Here is a 16,768-nt window from a genome sequence, read left to right on the forward strand (position 1 = left end):
TCGCCGTGCGGTCGCGCGACTCAGGCCGCCCGCGGCGGCGCGCGCCGTCGCGACGCCTCTTCTATTAGTTGGGCCAGCATCTGCGCCGGTTCCGACATCGTCCGCCGCGCGCGATGCACGAGCCCGATGTCGCGGTGGAACGTGTGGTGTCCGAGGTCGATCGCGCGCACGCCGGCCGGCCAGCGGCGATACACGGCTGTCTGCGGCACGATCGCGATGCCGACACCGTTCTCGACCAGCTTGACGATCGCGTCGAGCTCGTCGAGTTCGCAGGTGTCGCGCACTGCGATGTGCATCTTCCGCAAAAAACGATCGACCTGGCGGCCGCCGAACGACGCGCGGTCGTAGCGCACGAACGGCTCGTTCGCGAGCAGCGCGGCCCAATCCTTGCCCTTCACGCCGCGCGGCACGATCAGCCGGAACGGCTCCTGCGCGAGCGTCGTCCAGTGCAGGTCGCTCTGCAGCGAAAACGGCGGCCGGATGATCGCGGCCATGTCGATCTCGCCCGCGTCGACGCGGTTGACCAGCTCGATCGACAGCCCCGGTATCACGCGTGTGCGGCACGCGGGATGCCGGCGATGGAAATCGGCCAGCGCGGCCGGCAGCAGCGCGCCCTGCACCGACGCGATCGCGCCGATCGTCACGCGCACGGCGGCCGGCGAGCCGGGCGCGGTCGAACTCAGGTTCTCGTACAGGCGGATCAGCACCTGCGCCTGGTCGAGCACGTGATGACCCATATCGTTGAGGCGGGCCGAGCGGCCTTGCCGGTCGAACAGCGCAAAGCCGAGTTCGGCTTCGAGGCGCTGCATCTGCGCGCTGACGGCCGCCTGCGTCAGCCCGATACGATTGCCCGCGGCGGCGAACGTGCCTTCGCGGGCGACGGCGACAAGGGTTTTCAGCTCGCGGATCATTGATCAATTCCGTTTGTGAATGGCAAAACTATATATTGATTTAATTTTTGCCTGGCGTTGTCTACCATGGTGCGATCCTCGCGCCACGCGAGCGTTCCTTCACGAGGCAACCATGAGTCTTTCCCCGTTTCACCTGGCGATTCCGGTCTACGACCTGCCGGCCGCGCGCGATTTCTACGGCCGCGTGTTCGGGCTGGAAGAAGGGCGTTCGAGCACGCAGTGGGTCGACTTCGACTTCTACGGGCACCAGCTCGTGATTCACGAGCATCCGAAGACGGCGTCGCAGGAAGGCGCGCATACGAATGCCGTCGACGGTCACGACGTGCCGGTGCCGCATTTCGGAGTCGTGCTCGACTGGGCGAGCTGGGAAGCGCTGGCCGAGCGGTTGAAATCGTTCGGCGTGACCTTCGCGATCGAACCGTATGTGCGGTTCAAGGGGCAGGTCGGCGAACAGGCGACGATGTTCCTGTTCGATCCGTGCGGCAATGCGCTCGAGTTCAAGGCGTTCCGCGATATCGGGCAACTGTTCGCGAAGTGACGGATCGGGCGAGTCTGCGCCGGTTGAAAATGGGTGCGAGAATGCGGCCTCGTACCGGGCCGCGCGCAGGCGCGCCGGCCGGCGCCGTGCCGCACGGCATCCGTCCGTGCGTGCCGTTCTCCAAGGAACCCGTATGGACAGTCACATCGCTCCGGTGGAGCTGAAGAAAGCCTACCGACTCCTCAATCACGGCCCGACCGTGCTCGTGTCGGCCCGCCACGACGGCGTCGACAACGTGATGGCCGCCGCGTGGGCGTGCGCGCTGGACTTCCTGCCGCCGAAGCTGACGGTCGTGCTCGACAAGTCCGCGAAGACGCGCGAGCTCGTCGAGCGCAGCGGCACGTTCGTGATCCAGGTGCCGACGGCCGCGCAGTTGCAACTCACGCACGCGGTCGGCAGCCACAGTCTGGCCGAGCGGCCGGACAAGCTGCGTGAAGCGGGCGTCACGCTGTTCGACGTCGACGGCCATGACCTGCCGTTCGTCGCCGGCTGCTCGGGCTGGCTCGCGTGCAGGCTGATTCCCGAGCCGCACAACCAGCAGACCTACGACCTGTTCATCGGCGAGGTGGTCGCTGCGTGGTCCGACACGCGCGTGTTCCGCGACGGCCACTGGTATTTCGAATCGGCCGATCCGGCGCTGCGCAGCCTGCACTACATCGCGGGCGGCAATTTCTATGCGATCGGCGAGTCGCTGCACGTCGATCTGGACGCGCAATAAGCGTTACGCAGGCTTTCTTTCCCGGTCCGGGCGCGCGGCTCACGCGCGCTTTTTCAATTCCGCCAGCATCGCTTCGGCGAACGCCTGCGCGACGCGCGGCAGCGTGCGCCCGCGCTTCGTGACGAGCGCGATCGGCCGCACGAACGCGGGATCGTCGATCGGCTTCGCGACCAGCTCCGGTTCGGCGCGCACCTCGCGCGCGGTCGCGGGCAGGATCGTCACGCCGAGGCCGCCGCGCACCATCGCGACGGCCGTCATCATGTAGGTCGGCTCGCACGCGATGTCGGGCGCGCAGCCGGCCGCTTCCAGCGCGGCGTCGACGACGCTGCGCACGCTCGTGCCCTGCGCGGTCAGCACGAGCGGCGCGCTTGCCACGTCGGCGGTGCTCACGCGGCGCTTGCGCGCGAGCGGATGATCTTTCGGGCACACGACGACGAGCCGGTCGGCGCCCGTGTACAACACTTCCAGCGACGCATCGAACGCATCGCCGCCCGTCAGCCCGAGATCGGCTTCCTCGTTGCGCACGAGCGCGGTGACGAGGCTCGCGACGCCGTCGCGAATCTCGAAGCCCGCGCGCGGCACGTCGCGCCGGAACGACTGGATCAACTCAGGCAGCACGCTGGACGCGAAGGTCGGCAGGCACGCGAGCCGCACCGTGCCGCTCGTGCCTTCGCCGAGCGCGCGCGCATCGCGCAGCACGCGCTCCATGTCGTCGAGCGAGCGCTGCAGCAGCGGCAGCAACTCGTGCCCGGTCTGCGTGAGCGCGACGCTGCGGCTGTTACGGTCGAACAGCCGCGCGCCGACGATTTCCTCGAGCCGGCGGATCTGCACGGTCAGCGCCGGCTGCGACAGGTGCAGCCGCGCGGCCGCGCGCGTGAAGTTGCCGGCGTGCGCGACGGTGACGAAGGCGCGGATGTCGCGAAGATTCAGATCCATAACGATTCGTGATTGCTGCGATCAAATCATTTCAATTGTGCTATCGCTGCGCCGACCTTACGCTCGTCTCCAACAAAAGACAAGGTAGGAGACACGGATGCTGCCGTTACTCGGGCTTGGCACGATCGTCGTGCTGCTGGCCGCGATTCTGTCGAAGCGGATGTCGCCGCTCGTCGCGCTGATCGTCGTGCCGATCGCGGCGTCGCTGATCGGCGGCTTCGGGCTGCACACCAGCAAGTTCGTGATCGACGGGCTGAAGGGCCTCGCGCCCGTGGTCGGGATGTTCGTGTTCGCGATCCTGTATTTCGGGACGATCACCGACGCCGGCACGCTCGACCCGATCATCGACCGCATCCTGCGCGCGGTCGGCACGCGGCCCACGCGCATCGTGATGGGCACGACGCTGCTCGCGCTGCTGATCCATCTCGACGGCTCGGGCGCCGTCTGTTTTCTCGTGACGATACCGGCCGTGCTGCCGCTGTACGACCGGCTGAAGATGGATAGGCGCGTGCTGGCCGCGGCCGTGTCGATGGCCGCGGGCATCAACTTCCTGCCGTGGACGGGGCCGATGATCCGCGCGTCGGCGTCGCTGCACCTGCCGGTGTCGGCGCTGTTCAACCCGCTGATCCCGGTTCAGGCGATCGGGCTCGTGTTCGTGTTCGGCGTCGCGTACTGGCTCGGGCGGCGCGAGGAGAAGCGGCTCGGCCTCACGCGCGACGATGCATCGATCCCGCTGCCGACGCGCGAACTGACGCCCGACGAGCAGGCGCTGCGCCGGCCGCACCTGTTCTGGTTCAACCTCGTGCTGACGCTCGTCGTGCTCGGCACGATGGTCGTGATGGGCGAGAAGATCCCGCCGGCGATCATGTTCATGGTCGGGCTGTGCATCGCGCTGATGGTGAATTACCCGGACGTCGACATGCAGAGGAAGCGGGTCGACGCGCATGCGCGCGCGGCGCTGATGATGGCCGGCATCCTGCTCGCGGCCGGCGTGTTCACGGGGATCATGCAGGGCAGCGGGATGCTGAAGGCGATGGCGCAGGCCGCGGTCGGTTTCGTGCCGCCGTCGATGGCCGGCCATATTCCGGTGGTGCTCGGCCTCGCGTCGATGCCGCTCAGCATGCTGTTCGATCCCGATTCGTTTTACTTCGGCGTGCTGCCGGTGATCGCGGAGGTGGCCGGCCAGCTCGGCGTGCCGGCCGTGCAGGTCGGGCAGGCCGCGTTGCTCGGCCAGATGACGACCGGGTTTCCGGTCAGCCCGCTGACGCCCGCGACGTTCCTGGTCGTCGGCCTGTGCGGCATCGAGCTGGCCGAGCATCAGAAATTCACGTTCCCGCTGCTGTTCGGCGCCTCGATCGTGATGACGATCGCGTGCGTCGTGCTGGGCATCTTTTGATTTTTCCCGGCGGCGCACCCGCCGGACGACGGTACGGACATGACAGCAAAGCAACCTGAACGGCGTGTGCGCATCGGCGCGGGCGCCGGCTACTCGGGCGACCGGATCGAGCCCGCGGTCGAACTGGCGGAACACGGGCAGCTCGACTATCTCGTCTTCGAATGCCTGGCCGAGCGCACGATCGCGATCGCGCAGCAGGCGCGCCGCAAGGATCCGGCGCTTGGCTACGATCCGCTGCTCGACGCGCGCATGCGTGCGGTGCTGCCGGTCGCCGTGCCGAAGGGCGTGCGCATCGTGTCGAACATGGGTGCGGCGAATCCGCGCGCAGCGGCAAGACGTACCGCGCAGATCGCGCAATCGCTCGGTATTGCTCGATTGAAAGTCGCGGCGGTCGAAGGCGACGACGTGCTCGACGTCGTGCTGCGCTGCGCGTTCCGTTTCGAGGAATCGGGCGACGAAGTCGCCGCGTATCGCAATCGCATCGTGTCCGCGAACGCGTACCTCGGCGCCGCGCCGATCGTCGACGCGCTCGCGGCCGGCGCGGACGTCGTGCTGACCGGGCGCGTCGCCGATCCGTCGCTGTTCGCCGCACCGCTGATCCACGCGTTCGGCTGGCGGATGGACGACTGGGACACGCTCGGGCAGGCGACGGTCGTCGGCCATCTGCTCGAATGCGCGGGACAGGTGACGGGCGGCTATTTCGCCGATCCCGGCTACAAGGACGTGCCGGATCTCGCTCGCCTCGGGTTCCCGATCGGCGAAGTCTCGGCGGACGGCTCGGTCGTGATCACGAAGGTGGCGCACTCGGGCGGCCGCGTGAGCGCGGCGACCTGCAAGGAACAACTGCTCTACGAGATTCACGATCCGGCGCGGTATCTGCAGCCCGACGTCGTCGCGGATTTCACGCGGGTCGCGGTCGCGGAGGAAGCAACGGACCGTGTGCGCGTGACGGGCGGGCGCGGTACCGCGCGGCCCGATACGCTGAAGGTGTCGGTGGCGTACGTCGACGGCTACATCGGCGAAGGGCAGATCTCGTACGGCGGCCCCGGCGCGCTCGAACGCGCGCGTCTCGCGCTCGACATCGTCCGCGAGCGGCTGGCGCTGACCGGCGTCGCCGCGACCGAATTGCGCTTCGACCTGATCGGCGTCGATTCGCTGTATGGGGACGCGACGCCGGCCGTGCGCGGCGAGCCGGCCGAGGTGCGCGTGCGGGTGGCCGGCCGCGCGGCGAGCGCCGATGAAGCGGCGCGGATCGGCAACGAAGTCGAGACGCTCTATACGAACGGGCCGGCCGGCGGCGGTGGCGCGTTCAAGTCGACGCGCGAGGTGATCGCGGTGCAGTCGGTGCTGCTGCCGCGCGCGGCGGTGACGCCGTCGTTTTCATTCGTGGAGGCATGATGCAACTGCGTGAACTCGCGCATGCGCGCACCGGCGACAAGGGCAATACGCTGAATGTATCGGTCATCTGTCGCGATCCGCGTCATTACGACCATCTGCGCACGCATCTGGATGCCGACAAGGTGAAGGCGTGGCTCGCGGGCATCGTGCACGGCGACGTCGTGCGCTACGAATTGCCGGCGCTGGGTGCATTCAACTTCGTGCTGCGCGATGCGCTCGGCGGCGGCGTGACGCGCTCGCTCGCGCTCGATGCGCACGGCAAGTCGGTCAGTTCGGCGTTGCTGGCGATCGAGGTGCCCGACCCGGCGTGACGGACGGCGTCGGCGCCGGGGTGCGGGCACAAGGTCACGGAATCAGCAGCTCGCGACGCCCGTCCGCGTGTTCGATGCGCTCGCCGGCGATGTGCAGGCGCTGGTCCTTTCGATAGTCGTAGATCGCGCGCGACGCGGCGAGCTGGACGATGTCGAGCTTCAGTTTCATGGGCGATTTCGGTGGGCGAGACCGGCGCGGCCGGCCTCGCAACGATGAATGTCGGAACGCCCGAGTATGCGCTGAACCGCCGGTTTTCCCATCCAGTCGGCGTGTTGACCCGTCGCGGGTATTGATCTCGCGTGCCTTCTCCAGGCCCGGTTTCGCTTTTTTTCGCCGGTCCGACCAGTCGGACCTCAAGTTGCGTCTCGCGCGGTCGTTAAGGACGATTGAGTGCCCATTTGACCAATCGAAAACAACGCGGCAACCGGAGATCACCGTCATCATGCTGTCATCGATTCGCGCCCGGATTCTGGCGACCTGCGTCGCCATCGTGGTCACGGCCCTGGCCGTGACAGGCGGCCTTGTGTACTACGTCGTCAAGCAACACAACGACGCAACCATCGACCAGAACCTGCAGTCCGTCCTGACCGGCCACGCGCTCGCGCTCGACGAGTGGGTCGCGAGCCGCGCTCAGCAGACCCAGGCGCTCGCGGACACGCTGGCGCCGGGCGAAGGCGACCCGCTGCCGGCGCTGACGCTGCTCGGCAAATCGGGCGGCTTCCAGGTGCTCACGCTCGGCCTGCCGGACCGCACGGCGTACTCGAACGTCCCGCTCGCGGCCGGCTACGATCCGACCGCGCGCCCGTGGTTCAAGCAGGCGGTCGAGGCCGGCCGGCTCGTCGTCACGGCGTTGTACCGCGACGCGTCGACCGGCAAGCCCGCCTTCGCGTTCGCCGCACCGATCGTGCGCGGCGGCACGCTGAAGGGCGTGCTCGCGGCGAGCCTCTATATGGAGCGCGCGAGCGCGATCGTGGCATCGATGCACCCGACGCCGTCGAGCTTCGCGTTCCTGGTCGACAAGAGCGGGCGCCTGATCGCGGGCGCGAAGACCGATCTGATCATGAAGCCGGCCGTCGAGCTGTCGCCCGAACTGACGCCGGAGCGCCTCGCCGGCCTGCAGGCGGCGACCGAACCGGTGGCGATCGACGTGGACGGCGTGACCAAGCTGCTCCGCGCGCGCCCGATCGCCGGGACGGACTGGTCGCTCGTGATGGCGCTCGACCGGTCGGACGTGACGGCCGGCATGCGGGCCGTGGCGACGACGACGCTCGTTGCGATCCTCGTCGTCGCCTGCGTCGCGGCAGCGCTCGTCGGCGCACTGACGAACGCGGCGTTCAAGCGCGTGCTGCTCGTGCGCGACGCGCTGACCGACGTCGCGAGCGGGAGCGGCGACCTGACGAAGCGGCTGCCGGCCGACGGCCGCGACGAGGCCGCGCAGATCGCGCACGCTTTCAATATGTTCGCCGAAAAGATCAGTGCGATCCTGCTGCAGATTCGCGGCTTCAGCGAATCCGTGAACGTAGCGAGCGCGGAGATCGCGCAGGGCAACCAGGATCTGTCGAGCCGCACCGAACTTGCGGCATCGAGCCTGCAGGAGACGGCGGCGGCGCTCGAGGAGATCGCCGGCACGGCGCGCAACTCGGCCGATGCGGCCACGCAGGTGAGCCGACTGGCGGAATCGGCGTCGGGTGTCGCCGTGCGCGGCGGCGAGGTGGTGAGCGAGGTGGTCGCGACGATGGACGAGATCACGAAGGCGTCGGCCGAGATCTCGAACATCATCGGCGTGATCGACGGCATCGCGTTCCAGACCAACATCCTCGCGCTGAATGCGGCCGTCGAGGCGGCGCGCGCGCACGAGCACGGGCGGGGCTTCGCGGTGGTCGCGGGCGAGGTGCGCACTCTCGCGCAACGCAGCGCGGTGGCGGCCAGGGAAATCAAGCAGTTGATCCAGTCGTCCGTCGAGAAGATCGAGGGCGGTTCGGGGCTCGTGCAGACGGCCGGTGCGACGATGGACGAGATCGTCGAGGGCGTGCGCGGCATCACGAGCGTGATCGCGGAAATGACGGTCGCGGCGAACGAGCAGAGCACCGGGCTCGCGCAGGTGAACCAGGCCGTGTCGCAGCTCGATCACTCGACGCAGCAGAACGCGGCGCTCGTCGAGGAATCGGCTGCCGCCGCGGCGCTGTTGCGCGAGCAGGCGGCGCAGCTCGCGCAGACGGTCGGCGAATTCAAGCTCGCGGGTTCGCACCGGGCCGAGACGGTATCGGCGTGATCCGGCCGCGGTCGCAGAAGGCTGCGAGAGGGATGCACGAAGGGGGAGCGGCGGAACGGGCGCCGTGCGTGTACGCTACGGGCTCGCGGGTGCATGCCCGCGCGCGCGGCGCGGGCCGCGCGCATCGACCGGGTCCTGCAATGAAGAACGAAATCGTAACGCCGGCCGGCGCGAATGGCGAGGCCGGGCGTCGTCGCCGGTTCGCGGCCGTCGCTGTGCTCGCCGCGCTGGCGTGCATGGGCGTGACGGTCGCACAGGCTGTTGCTGCCGCGCAGCCGGCATCGTGCGACGAGCAGTTGACGCAACTGATCGTGCCGGCGCTGCGGCAGACCGCGATGGACCGGCGCGCGATCCACGCCAATGTGGATGAGCGCGACGGCAACATCTTGCGCATTCGCTTGTTCGTCACGCCCGACCACCCAGGCACGCCGAACCGCGATGCGACGATCGGCTGGGTGACGCTCGATACGCAAGCGATGCGTGCGCTCGACGTTACGCGCGACCCCGACCGGCCGGACGTGCTCGTGATCGACCGGCGCGCGTTGGCGCGCTTCGTGTCCGCGTGTGCTGCACCGGCCGCACCCCTGCACGGCGCCGTCGATTGCGACGCATTGAATCGCCGTGCGCAAGCGCAGGGCGATTACGTGACGGGCAGCGATGCGGGCCGCGTCGTGACGGGCAAGGGGCGCCTGCCGTTCTTTTCCGCGCCTGATGACGCATGCCGGATCGACGGGTTGTTCATCGTAGAGCATGACCACGTCGATGCGCGAACCGACTACGGCCGTTTCACATCGGTCGTCTATTTGAATCCGCGCACGAACGGCATTGCCGAAGGGTGGGTGCAAACCGCGCGGCTGAAGCCGGACGGCACCGGCATCGCGCCACGCCAACCCTGATCGTGTGCGCCTGCATCCATCTGTTACACGCCTCCCGATTCGACCGGACCTCGTCATGACTGCCCAGCACCGAAAAGAACCCGGCAAGCCGTTCGCGGCTTCGCTAGCCGCACTTGCCGCACTCACGGTGCTCGCCGCGCTCTCCGCGTCGTCGCCCGTCCACGCGGCCGATCCGATTCATCCGGACCGTCAGTTGCAGAAGTTCATTAGCGACAGCTACGGCACGTGGCGCGCGGACCGCAAGGGCTGGCAGTCGGACGCGGGGGATTCGATATATTCGCCGTGCGGCTCGCTGCGCGTTGCGACTGCCGACGGCCCGCGGTATCTGCTCGCGATGTGCGGCGAGACCGAAGCGGCCGTGCAGAACGGAATGCCGGGCATGGACAGCGATGCCACGCCGGGCACGGTCGATCTGTACGTGCTGCGGCCTTCGCCGGACGGCAAGGGGCTCGAAGCGGTGTCGAAGAAGACGGACATCGCGTCCGGCACGCGCGGCGAGCCGGGCACGCCGCGCATCGAGCGGCTCGGGCCGCACCTGTTCGGTTTCGTCATCGGCGACGGCGATTCGCGACAAGGCTATACGCAACGTATCCGCTCGATCTGGCTGCCGTACGGCGATGCGCTGGTGCTTGCGGCGGCGCGCATCAACGAGGCGCTCGACAATGCAGAGTCGAACGAATGCGCGAACGCCCCGGTGCGCTGCGAGGCGCTGCGCTTCGAGATCACGCCGGACCTGACCGGCACCGGCGCCGTCTATCCGTTGATCGTGACCGAAACCGGCACGCGCGGCGATCGCGCGGTCCGGGCGCGCTACGTGGTGAAATTCGACGCGGCGCGCGGCCGCTACGTCGTGCCGAAGGCGGTGCGGGAAGGGTATTGAGTGGTTGCAGCGCGACGCGCAGGCCGCGTCGCACCCTCCGCGCATCACACGTACAGGTAGCGCACCAGGTGGAAGAACACCGGCGCGGCGAAGCAGATCGAGTCGACGCGATCGAGCATCCCGCCGTGGCCCGCGATCATCGAGCCCCAGTCCTTCGTGCCGAGCGAGCGCTTGACAGCCGACAGCACGAGCCCGCCGACGAAGCCCGCGATCACGATCGCGAGCGAGATCCCGAACGCCGCGCCGAAGCTGAACGGCGTCACGCGATACAGCGACGCGCCGCACAGCGTCGCGAGCAGGCCGCCGCCGACGAAGCCTTCGACCGTCTTCGACGGCGACAGCTGCGGCGCGATCTTGCGGCGCCCGAACAGCTTGCCGACGACGTACTGCAGCACGTCGCTGATCTGCACGACGACCAGGAAGAAGAACAGCAGCAGCGCGTTCTGCCCCGCGTAGCGCGGAATGTCGAGGATCAGCACGGCCGGCGCGTGGCTCAGCCCGTACACGCATACCATCAGCGCCCAGTTGATCTTCGCGTTGCGGCTCAGGAATTCGCGCGTGTCCTGCGTGAGCGCCGACACGAGCGACATCGCGAAGAACAGGTGCACGGGCACGAAGATCGAATACATCCCGTACCAGTTGATCCCGAGCAGCAGGTACTGCACGGGGATCGCGACGAAGAACGCGATGAACAGCGTCGTGTGGTCGCTCGCGGTGGTCGGCGTGAGCGTGATGAATTCGCGCAGCGTCAGGTACGACAGCAGCGCGAACACGAGATACGTGACGTTGTTGCCGAGGCCGATCGCGATGGCCATGATCGCGATCATCGCCCACCACGCGCGGATGCGCTGGTTCAGGTTGACGATGGTCGAGCTCGTGCCGCCGCTGCGCGCGCCGAGGATCGCGCCGATCACGGTGGCGACGACGAGCACGCCCGTGACGCCCGCGACCAGTTCCCAGAAGAGTGTTCGCATGGGGATATCCGGAAAAAGGGAGAGGAGGGCGCCGCGTTCAGCCCGCGGGCCGCTGCGGCGCGAGCGCGACGACCGCGTCGCGCATGCGGGCGAGGAACGTCGGCTTGTCTTCCTGGTCGCCGAGCGCATCGTTCGCGCCGAAGTGCACCTTGCAGATCAGCGGCACGGGCCAGATCGCGCCCTTCGGCATGATGCGCTGCAGGTTCTCGAGGTAGACCGGCGCGAGCGCGACGTTCGGGAACTCGGTCGCGAGATGGAACAGCCCGCTCTTGAACGGCTGCGGCAGCACGTCGGCGCCGCGCGTGCCTTCCGGGAAGATGATGATCGAGTGGCCCTGCCGCAGCGCGTCGCGCACCGGCTCGAGCGGGTCGCCGCCGGATTCGCGGTGACGGTCGATCAGCACCACGTTCAGCAGCTTCTGCGCGATGTGGCGCTTCATGTCGCTGCTGTCCCAGTAGTCGCGCGCGGCGACCGGCCGCACGACCGCGCGCACGTCGCGCGGCAGCGCGGCGAGGATCGCGAGCGTGTCGATGTGGCTCGTATGGTTCGAGAAATAGATCTTCTGCGTCGGGGACGGCGGCGCCTGATGCCAGACCGGATACGCGCCGGCGACGAGCCGCACGATGGACAGCAGGAAGTCGCGCTGCCAGACGTTGACGATGTTCATCGGCGCGGCGCCTCCTGCCTGCATGCCCGGCCTGCCGCGCATGCGCGGCGGGCGGGATCCCGGAATGCCGGCGCGGCAGGATGCGCGCCGGACGGCCTTTGTTTAAATTTTTTCAAGTTCGTGGCTGCCTGTCGCAGGTCCGCGATAATCGGACGGTTCGCCGTCACACCACGTTGCGTAGCGGCGAATGTGCCGGTCGGCGGCGTGATGATCGGCCATTGCACGAGCGCCCGTTTGCAGTTCGAATGGATCTTCGCTGCGATCGGGCCAGCGGATTATCGCGAGTTTCCGTCAAAAACGCCAGATTGGCGCCGCGCGGGCGGCCCGTGGCGTGCTTGACGCATCGGAGCGGCTCGGCGACGATGAGGGCCGTCCATTGAAGGCCGACGAAGGCCGTTTCGCCGCCCGGGGCATGGCGGCGGGAAACGTGTCCGACTGTGCCGCGCGAAAAATACGAATACGAAACGATGAGCCTCTACGCACTCAAACCCAAATTCCAGGACCGTCTGCGCCCGTTCGCGAATTCGCTCGCCGAACGCGGCGTCACCGCCAACCAGGTCACGCTGTTCGCGGCCGGCGGCTCGATCGTCGTCGGCGCGCTCGCCGGGCTCGGCGTATTCGCCCGCGTGCTGTTCCTGCTGATTCCGCTGTGGCTGTTCGCGCGGATGGCGCTCAACGCGATCGACGGCATGCTCGCGCGCGAACACGGGCAGAAGAGCACGCTCGGCGCATACCTGAACGAGCTGGGCGACATCGTGTCCGATGTCGCGCTCGTGCTGCCGTTCCTCGCCGTTTCCGCGTTCGCTCCGGCGGACGTCTGGCTGTTCGCGCTGACGGCGGTGATCGTCGAATGCGCGGGGCTGATCGGGCCGCTCGTCGGCGCAGCGCGCCGCTACGACGGCCCGTTCGGCAAGAGCGACCGCGCGCTGGCCCTCGGCGCGTTCGCGCTGTGGATCGGCTTCGGCCTGCCGGTCGGCAGCATCGCCGCGTGGCTGTGGCGGCTGCTGATCGTGCTGTCGATCGTGACGGTGGTGCGGCGCGTGCAGGCCGGCATCGCCGAAAAGGGCGGTTGACCCACGAGGCGCCGGAGGGCGGCGCCACATGATTCGAATAACGAAACGAGAGAGATCGCATGAGCGCACGCACGGCCCGCGAGGCCGACTTCATCACGCACGACGGCGAAACGCTGTTCTATCGTCACTGGCCCGCGACGGGCCCGCGCTGCCGCGGCGCAATCGTGCTGCTGCATCGCGGCCACGAGCATTCTGCGCGCGTCGCGCATCTCGTCGACGAGCTCGACCTGCCGGATTTCGCGTTTTTCGCATGGGACGCGCGCGGCCACGGCCGCTCGCCCGGCGCGCGCGGCTATAGCCCGAGCGCGGCCGCATCGGTGCGCGACCTGCAGACCTTCGTCGAGCATATCCGCGACACGCACGGCATCGCGATCGAGGACATGGCCGTGGTCGGCCAGAGCGTCGGCGCCGTGCTCGCGGCGACCTGGGCGCACGACTACGCGCCGCCGATCCGCTGCCTCGTCGTCGCGTCGCCGGCATTCCACATCAAGCTCTACGTGCCGTTCGCGCGGCCGGGGCTGCGGCTGATGCACAAGCTGCGCGGGCTGTTCTACGTGAACAGCTACGTGAAGCCGAAATTCCTCACGCACGATCCCGAGCGGATCGCGAGCTACGCGTCCGATCCGCTGATCACGCGGCCGATCGCGGTCAACATGCTGCTCGACCTGCACGACACCGCGCAGCGGATCGTCGCCGATGCGGCCGCGATCACCGTGCCGACGCAACTGCTGATCTCGGGCGCCGACTGGGTCGTGCATCGCGGCCCGCAGGACCGCTTCTTCGAACGGCTCGGCTCGGCGCGCAAGGAGCGCATCGTGCTGCGGGGCTTCTATCACGACACGCTCGGCGAGCGCGACCGCGCAGAGGCGCTCGCGCCGCTGCGCGCGTTCGTGCTGCGCGAATTCGATGCGCCGAGCCCGCGCGTGTCGCTCGCCGACGCCGATCGGCGCGGCGCGTTCCACGACGAATACGCGGCGCTCGGCCGCCCGCCCGCGAACGTGTTCGCGCGGGCGTACTGGGCGCTCACGCGCGCCGGCCTGAAAGCGGGCGGCGCGCTGTCGGACGGCATCGCGCTCGGGCTGCGGCTCGGCTTCGATTCGGGCTCGACGCTCGACTACGTGTACCGCAACCGCGCGCAGGGGCGGCTCGGCGTCGGCGCGCTGATCGACCGTACGTATCTCGATTCGCCGGGCTGGGTCGGCATCCGCCAGCGCAAGGTGCATCTGCAGGAGCTGATCGGCACGGCGATCGGCCGCCTGCGCGGCCACGGCACGCCGGTGCGGATCGTCGACATCGCGGCCGGGCACGGGCGCTACGTGCTCGACGCGATCGCGACGGCCGCCGAGCGCGACGGCGCGGCGCCCGACGACATCACGCTGCGCGACTACAGCCCGCCGAACGTCGAGGCCGGGCGCGTGCTGATCGCCCAGCGCGGGCTCGAGCCGATCGCGCGCTTCGAGCGCGGCGACGCATTCGACGAGACGTCGCTCGCGACGCTCGAGCCGCGTCCGACGCTCGCGATCGTGTCGGGTCTCTATGAACTGTTCGGCGAGAACGCGCTGATCGAACGTTCGCTGCGCGGGCTCGCGCAGGCCGTGCCGCCGGGCGGCTATCTCGTCTATACGGGGCAGCCGTGGCATCCGCAGCTCGAATTCATCGCGCGCGCGCTGAACAATCACCGCGGCGAGGCGACCTGGGTGATGCGCCGCCGCTCGCAGGCCGAGATGGACGAGCTCGTCGCGCGCGCGGGCTTCCGCAAGCTCGACCAGCGGATCGACGAGATGGGCATCTTCACGGTCAGCCTCGCGCAGCGGATCGACGCGTCATGAGCGCGCTCGGCGGCGGCGCGAGCGGCCTCGCCGAGCCGGCGGCCGGCGCGCGCGACGCGTCGTTCGCGCTGCGCTTCGGCTGGCTCGCGGCGATGGGCGCCGTGTTCTTCTCGACGTACGGCTTCGCGAACTGGCTCGCTGCGCGCCGCGCGGCGGTGCCGACGTTCGCGTTCGGCTGGGAGCACGCGATCCCGTTCGTGCCGTGGACGATCGTGCCGTACTGGTCGATCGATCTTCTGTATGCGCTGTCGTTCTTCTTCTGGACGCGCCGCGACGATCTGCTCGATCACGTGAAGCGGCTGCTGACCGTGCAACTGGTGTCGGTCGCGTGCTTCATCGCGTGGCCGCTGCGCTTCGGTTTCGAGCGGCCCGACCCGGGCGGCGCGGCCGGCGCGCTGTTCACGCTGCTGATGGGGTTCGACAAACCGTTCAACCAGGCGCCGTCGCTGCACATCGGGTTGCTCGTCGTGCTGTGGGCCGTCTATGCGAAGCATCTGCGCGGCACGGTCGCGCGCGTCGTGCTGCATCTGTGGTTCGCGGCGATCGGCGTGTCGGTGCTGACGACCTACCAGCATCACGCGATCGACGTGCCGACCGGCGCGGCCGTCGGCTGTCTCGCGCTGTTCCTGTTTCCGCTGCGCGATGCCGCGGGCCGGCTGCCGGGCGCCGACGCGTCGCCGGGCGCGGCCGGCCGCGCGCTCGCGCGTCGTTATGCGCTCGGTGCGGTGCTGGTCGCGCTCGTGGCGCTGTGGTGCGTGCCGCGCGCGCCGGGCTGGGCGCTGGCGGCGGGGTGGATCGCGCTGGCGCTCGCGTGCGTCGCGTGGCTCTACCGGCGCGGCGCGCCCGGTGCATTCCAGAAGGATGCGCACGGGCGTTTCCCGGTCTTCATCCGCTGGCTGCTCGCGCCGACGATCGCCGGCGCGTTCGTCAATTCGCGGCTGTGGACGTTCCGGCAGCCGGCGCCGGTGCGGATCGACGAGCGCGTGTCGATCGGCCGCACACCGACGACGCGCGACGTGCGGCGCCATGGCTTCACGGCGCTGGTCGACCTGACCGCCGAGATGCCGCGCTGGGCGGCGGCCGATGCATCGCTCGTGTATGCGGCCGTGCCGCAGCTCGACCTCGTCGCACCGACCGCAGCGCAACTCGCGGAGGCAGTCGCGGCGCTCGAGCGCCTGCACGGCGAAGGGCGCGACGTGCTGGTCTGCTGCGCGCTCGGTTACGGGCGCAGCGTGCTGTGCGCGGCGGCATGGCTCGCCGCGCGGCGCGGGCTCGGCGATGCGCGCGACGCGCTTGCCGCGGTGCGCGCGGTGCGGCCGCACGCGGTATGGTCGGACGACGGCGTGGCCGTGCTGCAGTATTGGATCGATCACCGTCGCAGCGCGGGAGGCGTGTGATGCGCGATCCGTCCGCGCCATTTCGGATTGCCGCCGCGCGCGGCGCGCTCGATGCGGGCGCGTGGGCGATCGTGGCTGCGCTGGCCGCGGCCGGCGCGGGCTGGTGGATTGCATCGGGCTGGGCGCCGGCGACGATCGCGCGCGTGCTGCTGGCGGTCGTCAGCACGGGGTCGGGGATCGCGGCGCTGTGGTACGCGGTGCGCATCGAGATCGACCGCCGGCTGTTCGCCGCGCTGGCGCGGGCGGCGGCGGGCGATGCGTCGGTCGACGACGGGCTTGCGGCGCTCGACCGCGCGCTCGCCGATCTCGGCTGGATCGACGCAGCGAAGGCCGGGCGCGCACTCGACGCGCGCGTGCGCGGCGCGGTCGGGCTGTGCCGGGCCGGTGTGCTCGTCGCGGTCGTGCAGTGGGTTGTGGTCGGGCTCGCGATCGCGATGCCGCAGATCGGTTAGCGCCTCTTTACGGTTGCAACGGGCCGGCAATGCACGTTCCCCGAATCCAAATAAATCGTCCGCGGGGCGGCCAGCGAAAGCCCGTCATTAATATGATCAGGCCCTGGGCCATCGCGCTG

General features: G+C 69.1%; 17 protein-coding genes. 12 read left to right on the forward strand and 5 right to left on the reverse strand.

What is annotated here, in order from left to right; genetic code table 11:
* Positions 1-20: 20 nt before the first annotated feature.
* Positions 21-911: a LysR family transcriptional regulator gene (locus AC3WLY_RS10710; RefSeq protein ID WP_492309405.1), complete on the reverse strand. Its 891-nt coding sequence runs from the start codon at positions 909-911 to the stop codon at positions 21-23.
* 112 nt (positions 912-1,023) lie between these two features.
* Between AC3WLY_RS10710 and AC3WLY_RS10715 the strand changes: the two genes are divergently transcribed.
* A complete protein-coding gene (locus tag AC3WLY_RS10715) occupies positions 1,024-1,449 on the forward strand; it encodes a VOC family protein (RefSeq protein ID WP_175963870.1) in 426 nt (141 codons plus the stop codon).
* A 133-nt stretch (positions 1,450-1,582) separates the two neighbouring features.
* On the forward strand, positions 1,583-2,167 hold the full coding sequence (locus tag AC3WLY_RS10720) for a flavin reductase (protein ID WP_310134779.1): 585 nt from the start codon (positions 1,583-1,585) through the stop codon (positions 2,165-2,167).
* A gap of 39 nt (positions 2,168-2,206) precedes the next feature.
* On the opposite strand, the gene AC3WLY_RS10725 is transcribed toward AC3WLY_RS10720, so the two are convergent.
* Complete coding sequence (locus AC3WLY_RS10725) at positions 2,207-3,103, reverse strand: LysR family transcriptional regulator (RefSeq protein ID WP_492309406.1); 897 nt, start codon at positions 3,101-3,103, stop codon at positions 2,207-2,209.
* Between the two features lie 97 nt (positions 3,104-3,200).
* Here AC3WLY_RS10725 and AC3WLY_RS10730 point away from each other — a divergent pair, with 97 nt between their 5' ends.
* Genes AC3WLY_RS10730 through AC3WLY_RS10740 form a run of 3 tightly spaced genes read left to right on the forward strand, consistent with a single transcriptional unit; the run spans position 3,201 to position 6,208 of the window.
* Positions 3,201-4,499, forward strand: a complete 1,299-nt coding sequence (locus AC3WLY_RS10730) for a CitMHS family transporter (protein WP_492309407.1) — start codon at positions 3,201-3,203, stop codon at positions 4,497-4,499.
* A gap of 39 nt (positions 4,500-4,538) precedes the next feature.
* Positions 4,539-5,897 carry an acyclic terpene utilization AtuA family protein gene (locus AC3WLY_RS10735; protein WP_492309408.1) on the forward strand — a complete coding sequence of 453 codons (1,359 nt, stop codon included), beginning with the start codon at positions 4,539-4,541 and terminating at the stop codon, positions 5,895-5,897.
* On the forward strand, positions 5,897-6,208 hold the full coding sequence (locus tag AC3WLY_RS10740) for an AtuA-related protein (protein ID WP_310134767.1): 312 nt from the start codon (positions 5,897-5,899) through the stop codon (positions 6,206-6,208). The genes AC3WLY_RS10735 and AC3WLY_RS10740 overlap by 1 nt, the downstream gene beginning before the upstream one ends.
* Positions 6,209-6,242: 34 nt before the next feature.
* On the opposite strand, the gene AC3WLY_RS10745 is transcribed toward AC3WLY_RS10740, so the two are convergent.
* Positions 6,243-6,377, reverse strand: coding sequence for a hypothetical protein (locus tag AC3WLY_RS10745; RefSeq protein ID WP_279610740.1), 135 nt, complete (start codon positions 6,375-6,377; stop codon positions 6,243-6,245).
* A gap of 274 nt (positions 6,378-6,651) precedes the next feature.
* Between AC3WLY_RS10745 and AC3WLY_RS10750 the strand changes: the two genes are divergently transcribed.
* From AC3WLY_RS10750 to AC3WLY_RS10760, 3 genes are all read left to right on the forward strand, one after another.
* Complete coding sequence (locus AC3WLY_RS10750) at positions 6,652-8,481, forward strand: methyl-accepting chemotaxis protein (protein ID WP_492309409.1); 1,830 nt, start codon at positions 6,652-6,654, stop codon at positions 8,479-8,481.
* A 140-nt stretch (positions 8,482-8,621) separates the two neighbouring features.
* Entirely contained in the window at positions 8,622-9,377 is a 756-nt protein-coding gene (locus tag AC3WLY_RS10755) for a hypothetical protein (protein ID WP_425131498.1), read from the forward strand.
* 55 nt (positions 9,378-9,432) lie between these two features.
* On the forward strand, positions 9,433-10,257 hold the full coding sequence (locus AC3WLY_RS10760; RefSeq protein ID WP_492309410.1) for a topoisomerase IV: 825 nt from the start codon (positions 9,433-9,435) through the stop codon (positions 10,255-10,257).
* Positions 10,258-10,301: 44 nt separating this feature from the next.
* Here AC3WLY_RS10760 and AC3WLY_RS10765 read toward each other — a convergent pair whose 3' ends face one another.
* Both AC3WLY_RS10765 and AC3WLY_RS10770 read right to left on the reverse strand, forming a co-directional pair.
* Entirely contained in the window at positions 10,302-11,231 is a 930-nt protein-coding gene (locus tag AC3WLY_RS10765) for a phosphatidate cytidylyltransferase (protein ID WP_034183328.1), read from the reverse strand.
* A 37-nt stretch (positions 11,232-11,268) separates the two neighbouring features.
* Positions 11,269-11,898, reverse strand: coding sequence for a lysophospholipid acyltransferase family protein (locus AC3WLY_RS10770; RefSeq protein WP_425131496.1), 630 nt, complete (start codon positions 11,896-11,898; stop codon positions 11,269-11,271).
* 467 nt (positions 11,899-12,365) lie between these two features.
* On the opposite strand from AC3WLY_RS10770, the gene AC3WLY_RS10775 reads away from it, so the two are divergent.
* Genes AC3WLY_RS10775 through AC3WLY_RS10790 form a run of 4 tightly spaced genes read left to right on the forward strand, consistent with a single transcriptional unit; the run spans position 12,366 to position 16,649 of the window.
* Positions 12,366-12,971 carry a CDP-alcohol phosphatidyltransferase family protein gene (locus AC3WLY_RS10775; RefSeq protein WP_492309411.1) on the forward strand — a complete coding sequence of 202 codons (606 nt, stop codon included), beginning with the start codon at positions 12,366-12,368 and terminating at the stop codon, positions 12,969-12,971.
* A 59-nt stretch (positions 12,972-13,030) separates the two neighbouring features.
* A complete protein-coding gene (locus AC3WLY_RS10780) occupies positions 13,031-14,800 on the forward strand; it encodes a bifunctional alpha/beta hydrolase/class I SAM-dependent methyltransferase (protein WP_492332668.1) in 1,770 nt (589 codons plus the stop codon).
* Positions 14,797-16,197: a phosphatase PAP2 family protein gene (locus AC3WLY_RS10785; RefSeq protein WP_492309413.1), complete on the forward strand. Its 1,401-nt coding sequence runs from the start codon at positions 14,797-14,799 to the stop codon at positions 16,195-16,197. Before AC3WLY_RS10780 ends, AC3WLY_RS10785 begins: the two co-directional genes overlap by 4 nt.
* The gene (locus AC3WLY_RS10790) at positions 16,197-16,649 is read left to right on the forward strand and encodes a hypothetical protein (RefSeq protein WP_492309414.1); all 453 of its coding nucleotides are present in this window, start codon (positions 16,197-16,199) and stop codon (positions 16,647-16,649) included. Before AC3WLY_RS10785 ends, AC3WLY_RS10790 begins: the two co-directional genes overlap by 1 nt.
* The last annotated feature ends 119 nt before the right edge of the window (positions 16,650-16,768 follow it).

The sequence above is a fragment of the Burkholderia sp. FW306-1C-G01B genome (assembly GCF_058781685.1).

Excerpts from the sequence above, each read along its gene's own strand:
- AC3WLY_RS10710 (WP_492309405.1), bottom strand. The coding sequence starts at position 911 with ATGATCCGCGAGCTGAAAACCCTTGTCGCCGTCGCCCGCGAAGGCACG.
- AC3WLY_RS10765 (WP_034183328.1), bottom strand. The coding sequence starts at position 11,231 with ATGCGAACACTCTTCTGGGAACTGGTCGCGGGCGTCACGGGCGTGCTC.
- AC3WLY_RS10790 (WP_492309414.1), top strand. The coding sequence starts at position 16,197 with ATGCGCGATCCGTCCGCGCCATTTCGGATTGCCGCCGCGCGCGGCGCG.
- AC3WLY_RS10780 (WP_492332668.1), top strand. The coding sequence starts at position 13,031 with ATGAGCGCACGCACGGCCCGCGAGGCCGACTTCATCACGCACGACGGC.
- AC3WLY_RS10750 (WP_492309409.1), top strand. The coding sequence starts at position 6,652 with ATGCTGTCATCGATTCGCGCCCGGATTCTGGCGACCTGCGTCGCCATC.
- AC3WLY_RS10785 (WP_492309413.1), top strand. The coding sequence starts at position 14,797 with ATGAGCGCGCTCGGCGGCGGCGCGAGCGGCCTCGCCGAGCCGGCGGCC.
- AC3WLY_RS10755 (WP_425131498.1), top strand. The coding sequence starts at position 8,622 with ATGAAGAACGAAATCGTAACGCCGGCCGGCGCGAATGGCGAGGCCGGG.
- AC3WLY_RS10730 (WP_492309407.1), top strand. The coding sequence starts at position 3,201 with ATGCTGCCGTTACTCGGGCTTGGCACGATCGTCGTGCTGCTGGCCGCG.
- AC3WLY_RS10770 (WP_425131496.1), bottom strand. The coding sequence starts at position 11,898 with ATGAACATCGTCAACGTCTGGCAGCGCGACTTCCTGCTGTCCATCGTG.
- AC3WLY_RS10720 (WP_310134779.1), top strand. The coding sequence starts at position 1,583 with ATGGACAGTCACATCGCTCCGGTGGAGCTGAAGAAAGCCTACCGACTC.
- AC3WLY_RS10715 (WP_175963870.1), top strand. The coding sequence starts at position 1,024 with ATGAGTCTTTCCCCGTTTCACCTGGCGATTCCGGTCTACGACCTGCCG.
- AC3WLY_RS10745 (WP_279610740.1), bottom strand. The coding sequence starts at position 6,377 with ATGAAACTGAAGCTCGACATCGTCCAGCTCGCCGCGTCGCGCGCGATC.
- AC3WLY_RS10760 (WP_492309410.1), top strand. The coding sequence starts at position 9,433 with ATGACTGCCCAGCACCGAAAAGAACCCGGCAAGCCGTTCGCGGCTTCG.
- AC3WLY_RS10735 (WP_492309408.1), top strand. The coding sequence starts at position 4,539 with ATGACAGCAAAGCAACCTGAACGGCGTGTGCGCATCGGCGCGGGCGCC.
- AC3WLY_RS10775 (WP_492309411.1), top strand. The coding sequence starts at position 12,366 with ATGAGCCTCTACGCACTCAAACCCAAATTCCAGGACCGTCTGCGCCCG.
- AC3WLY_RS10740 (WP_310134767.1), top strand. The coding sequence starts at position 5,897 with ATGCAACTGCGTGAACTCGCGCATGCGCGCACCGGCGACAAGGGCAAT.
- AC3WLY_RS10725 (WP_492309406.1), bottom strand. The coding sequence starts at position 3,103 with ATGGATCTGAATCTTCGCGACATCCGCGCCTTCGTCACCGTCGCGCAC.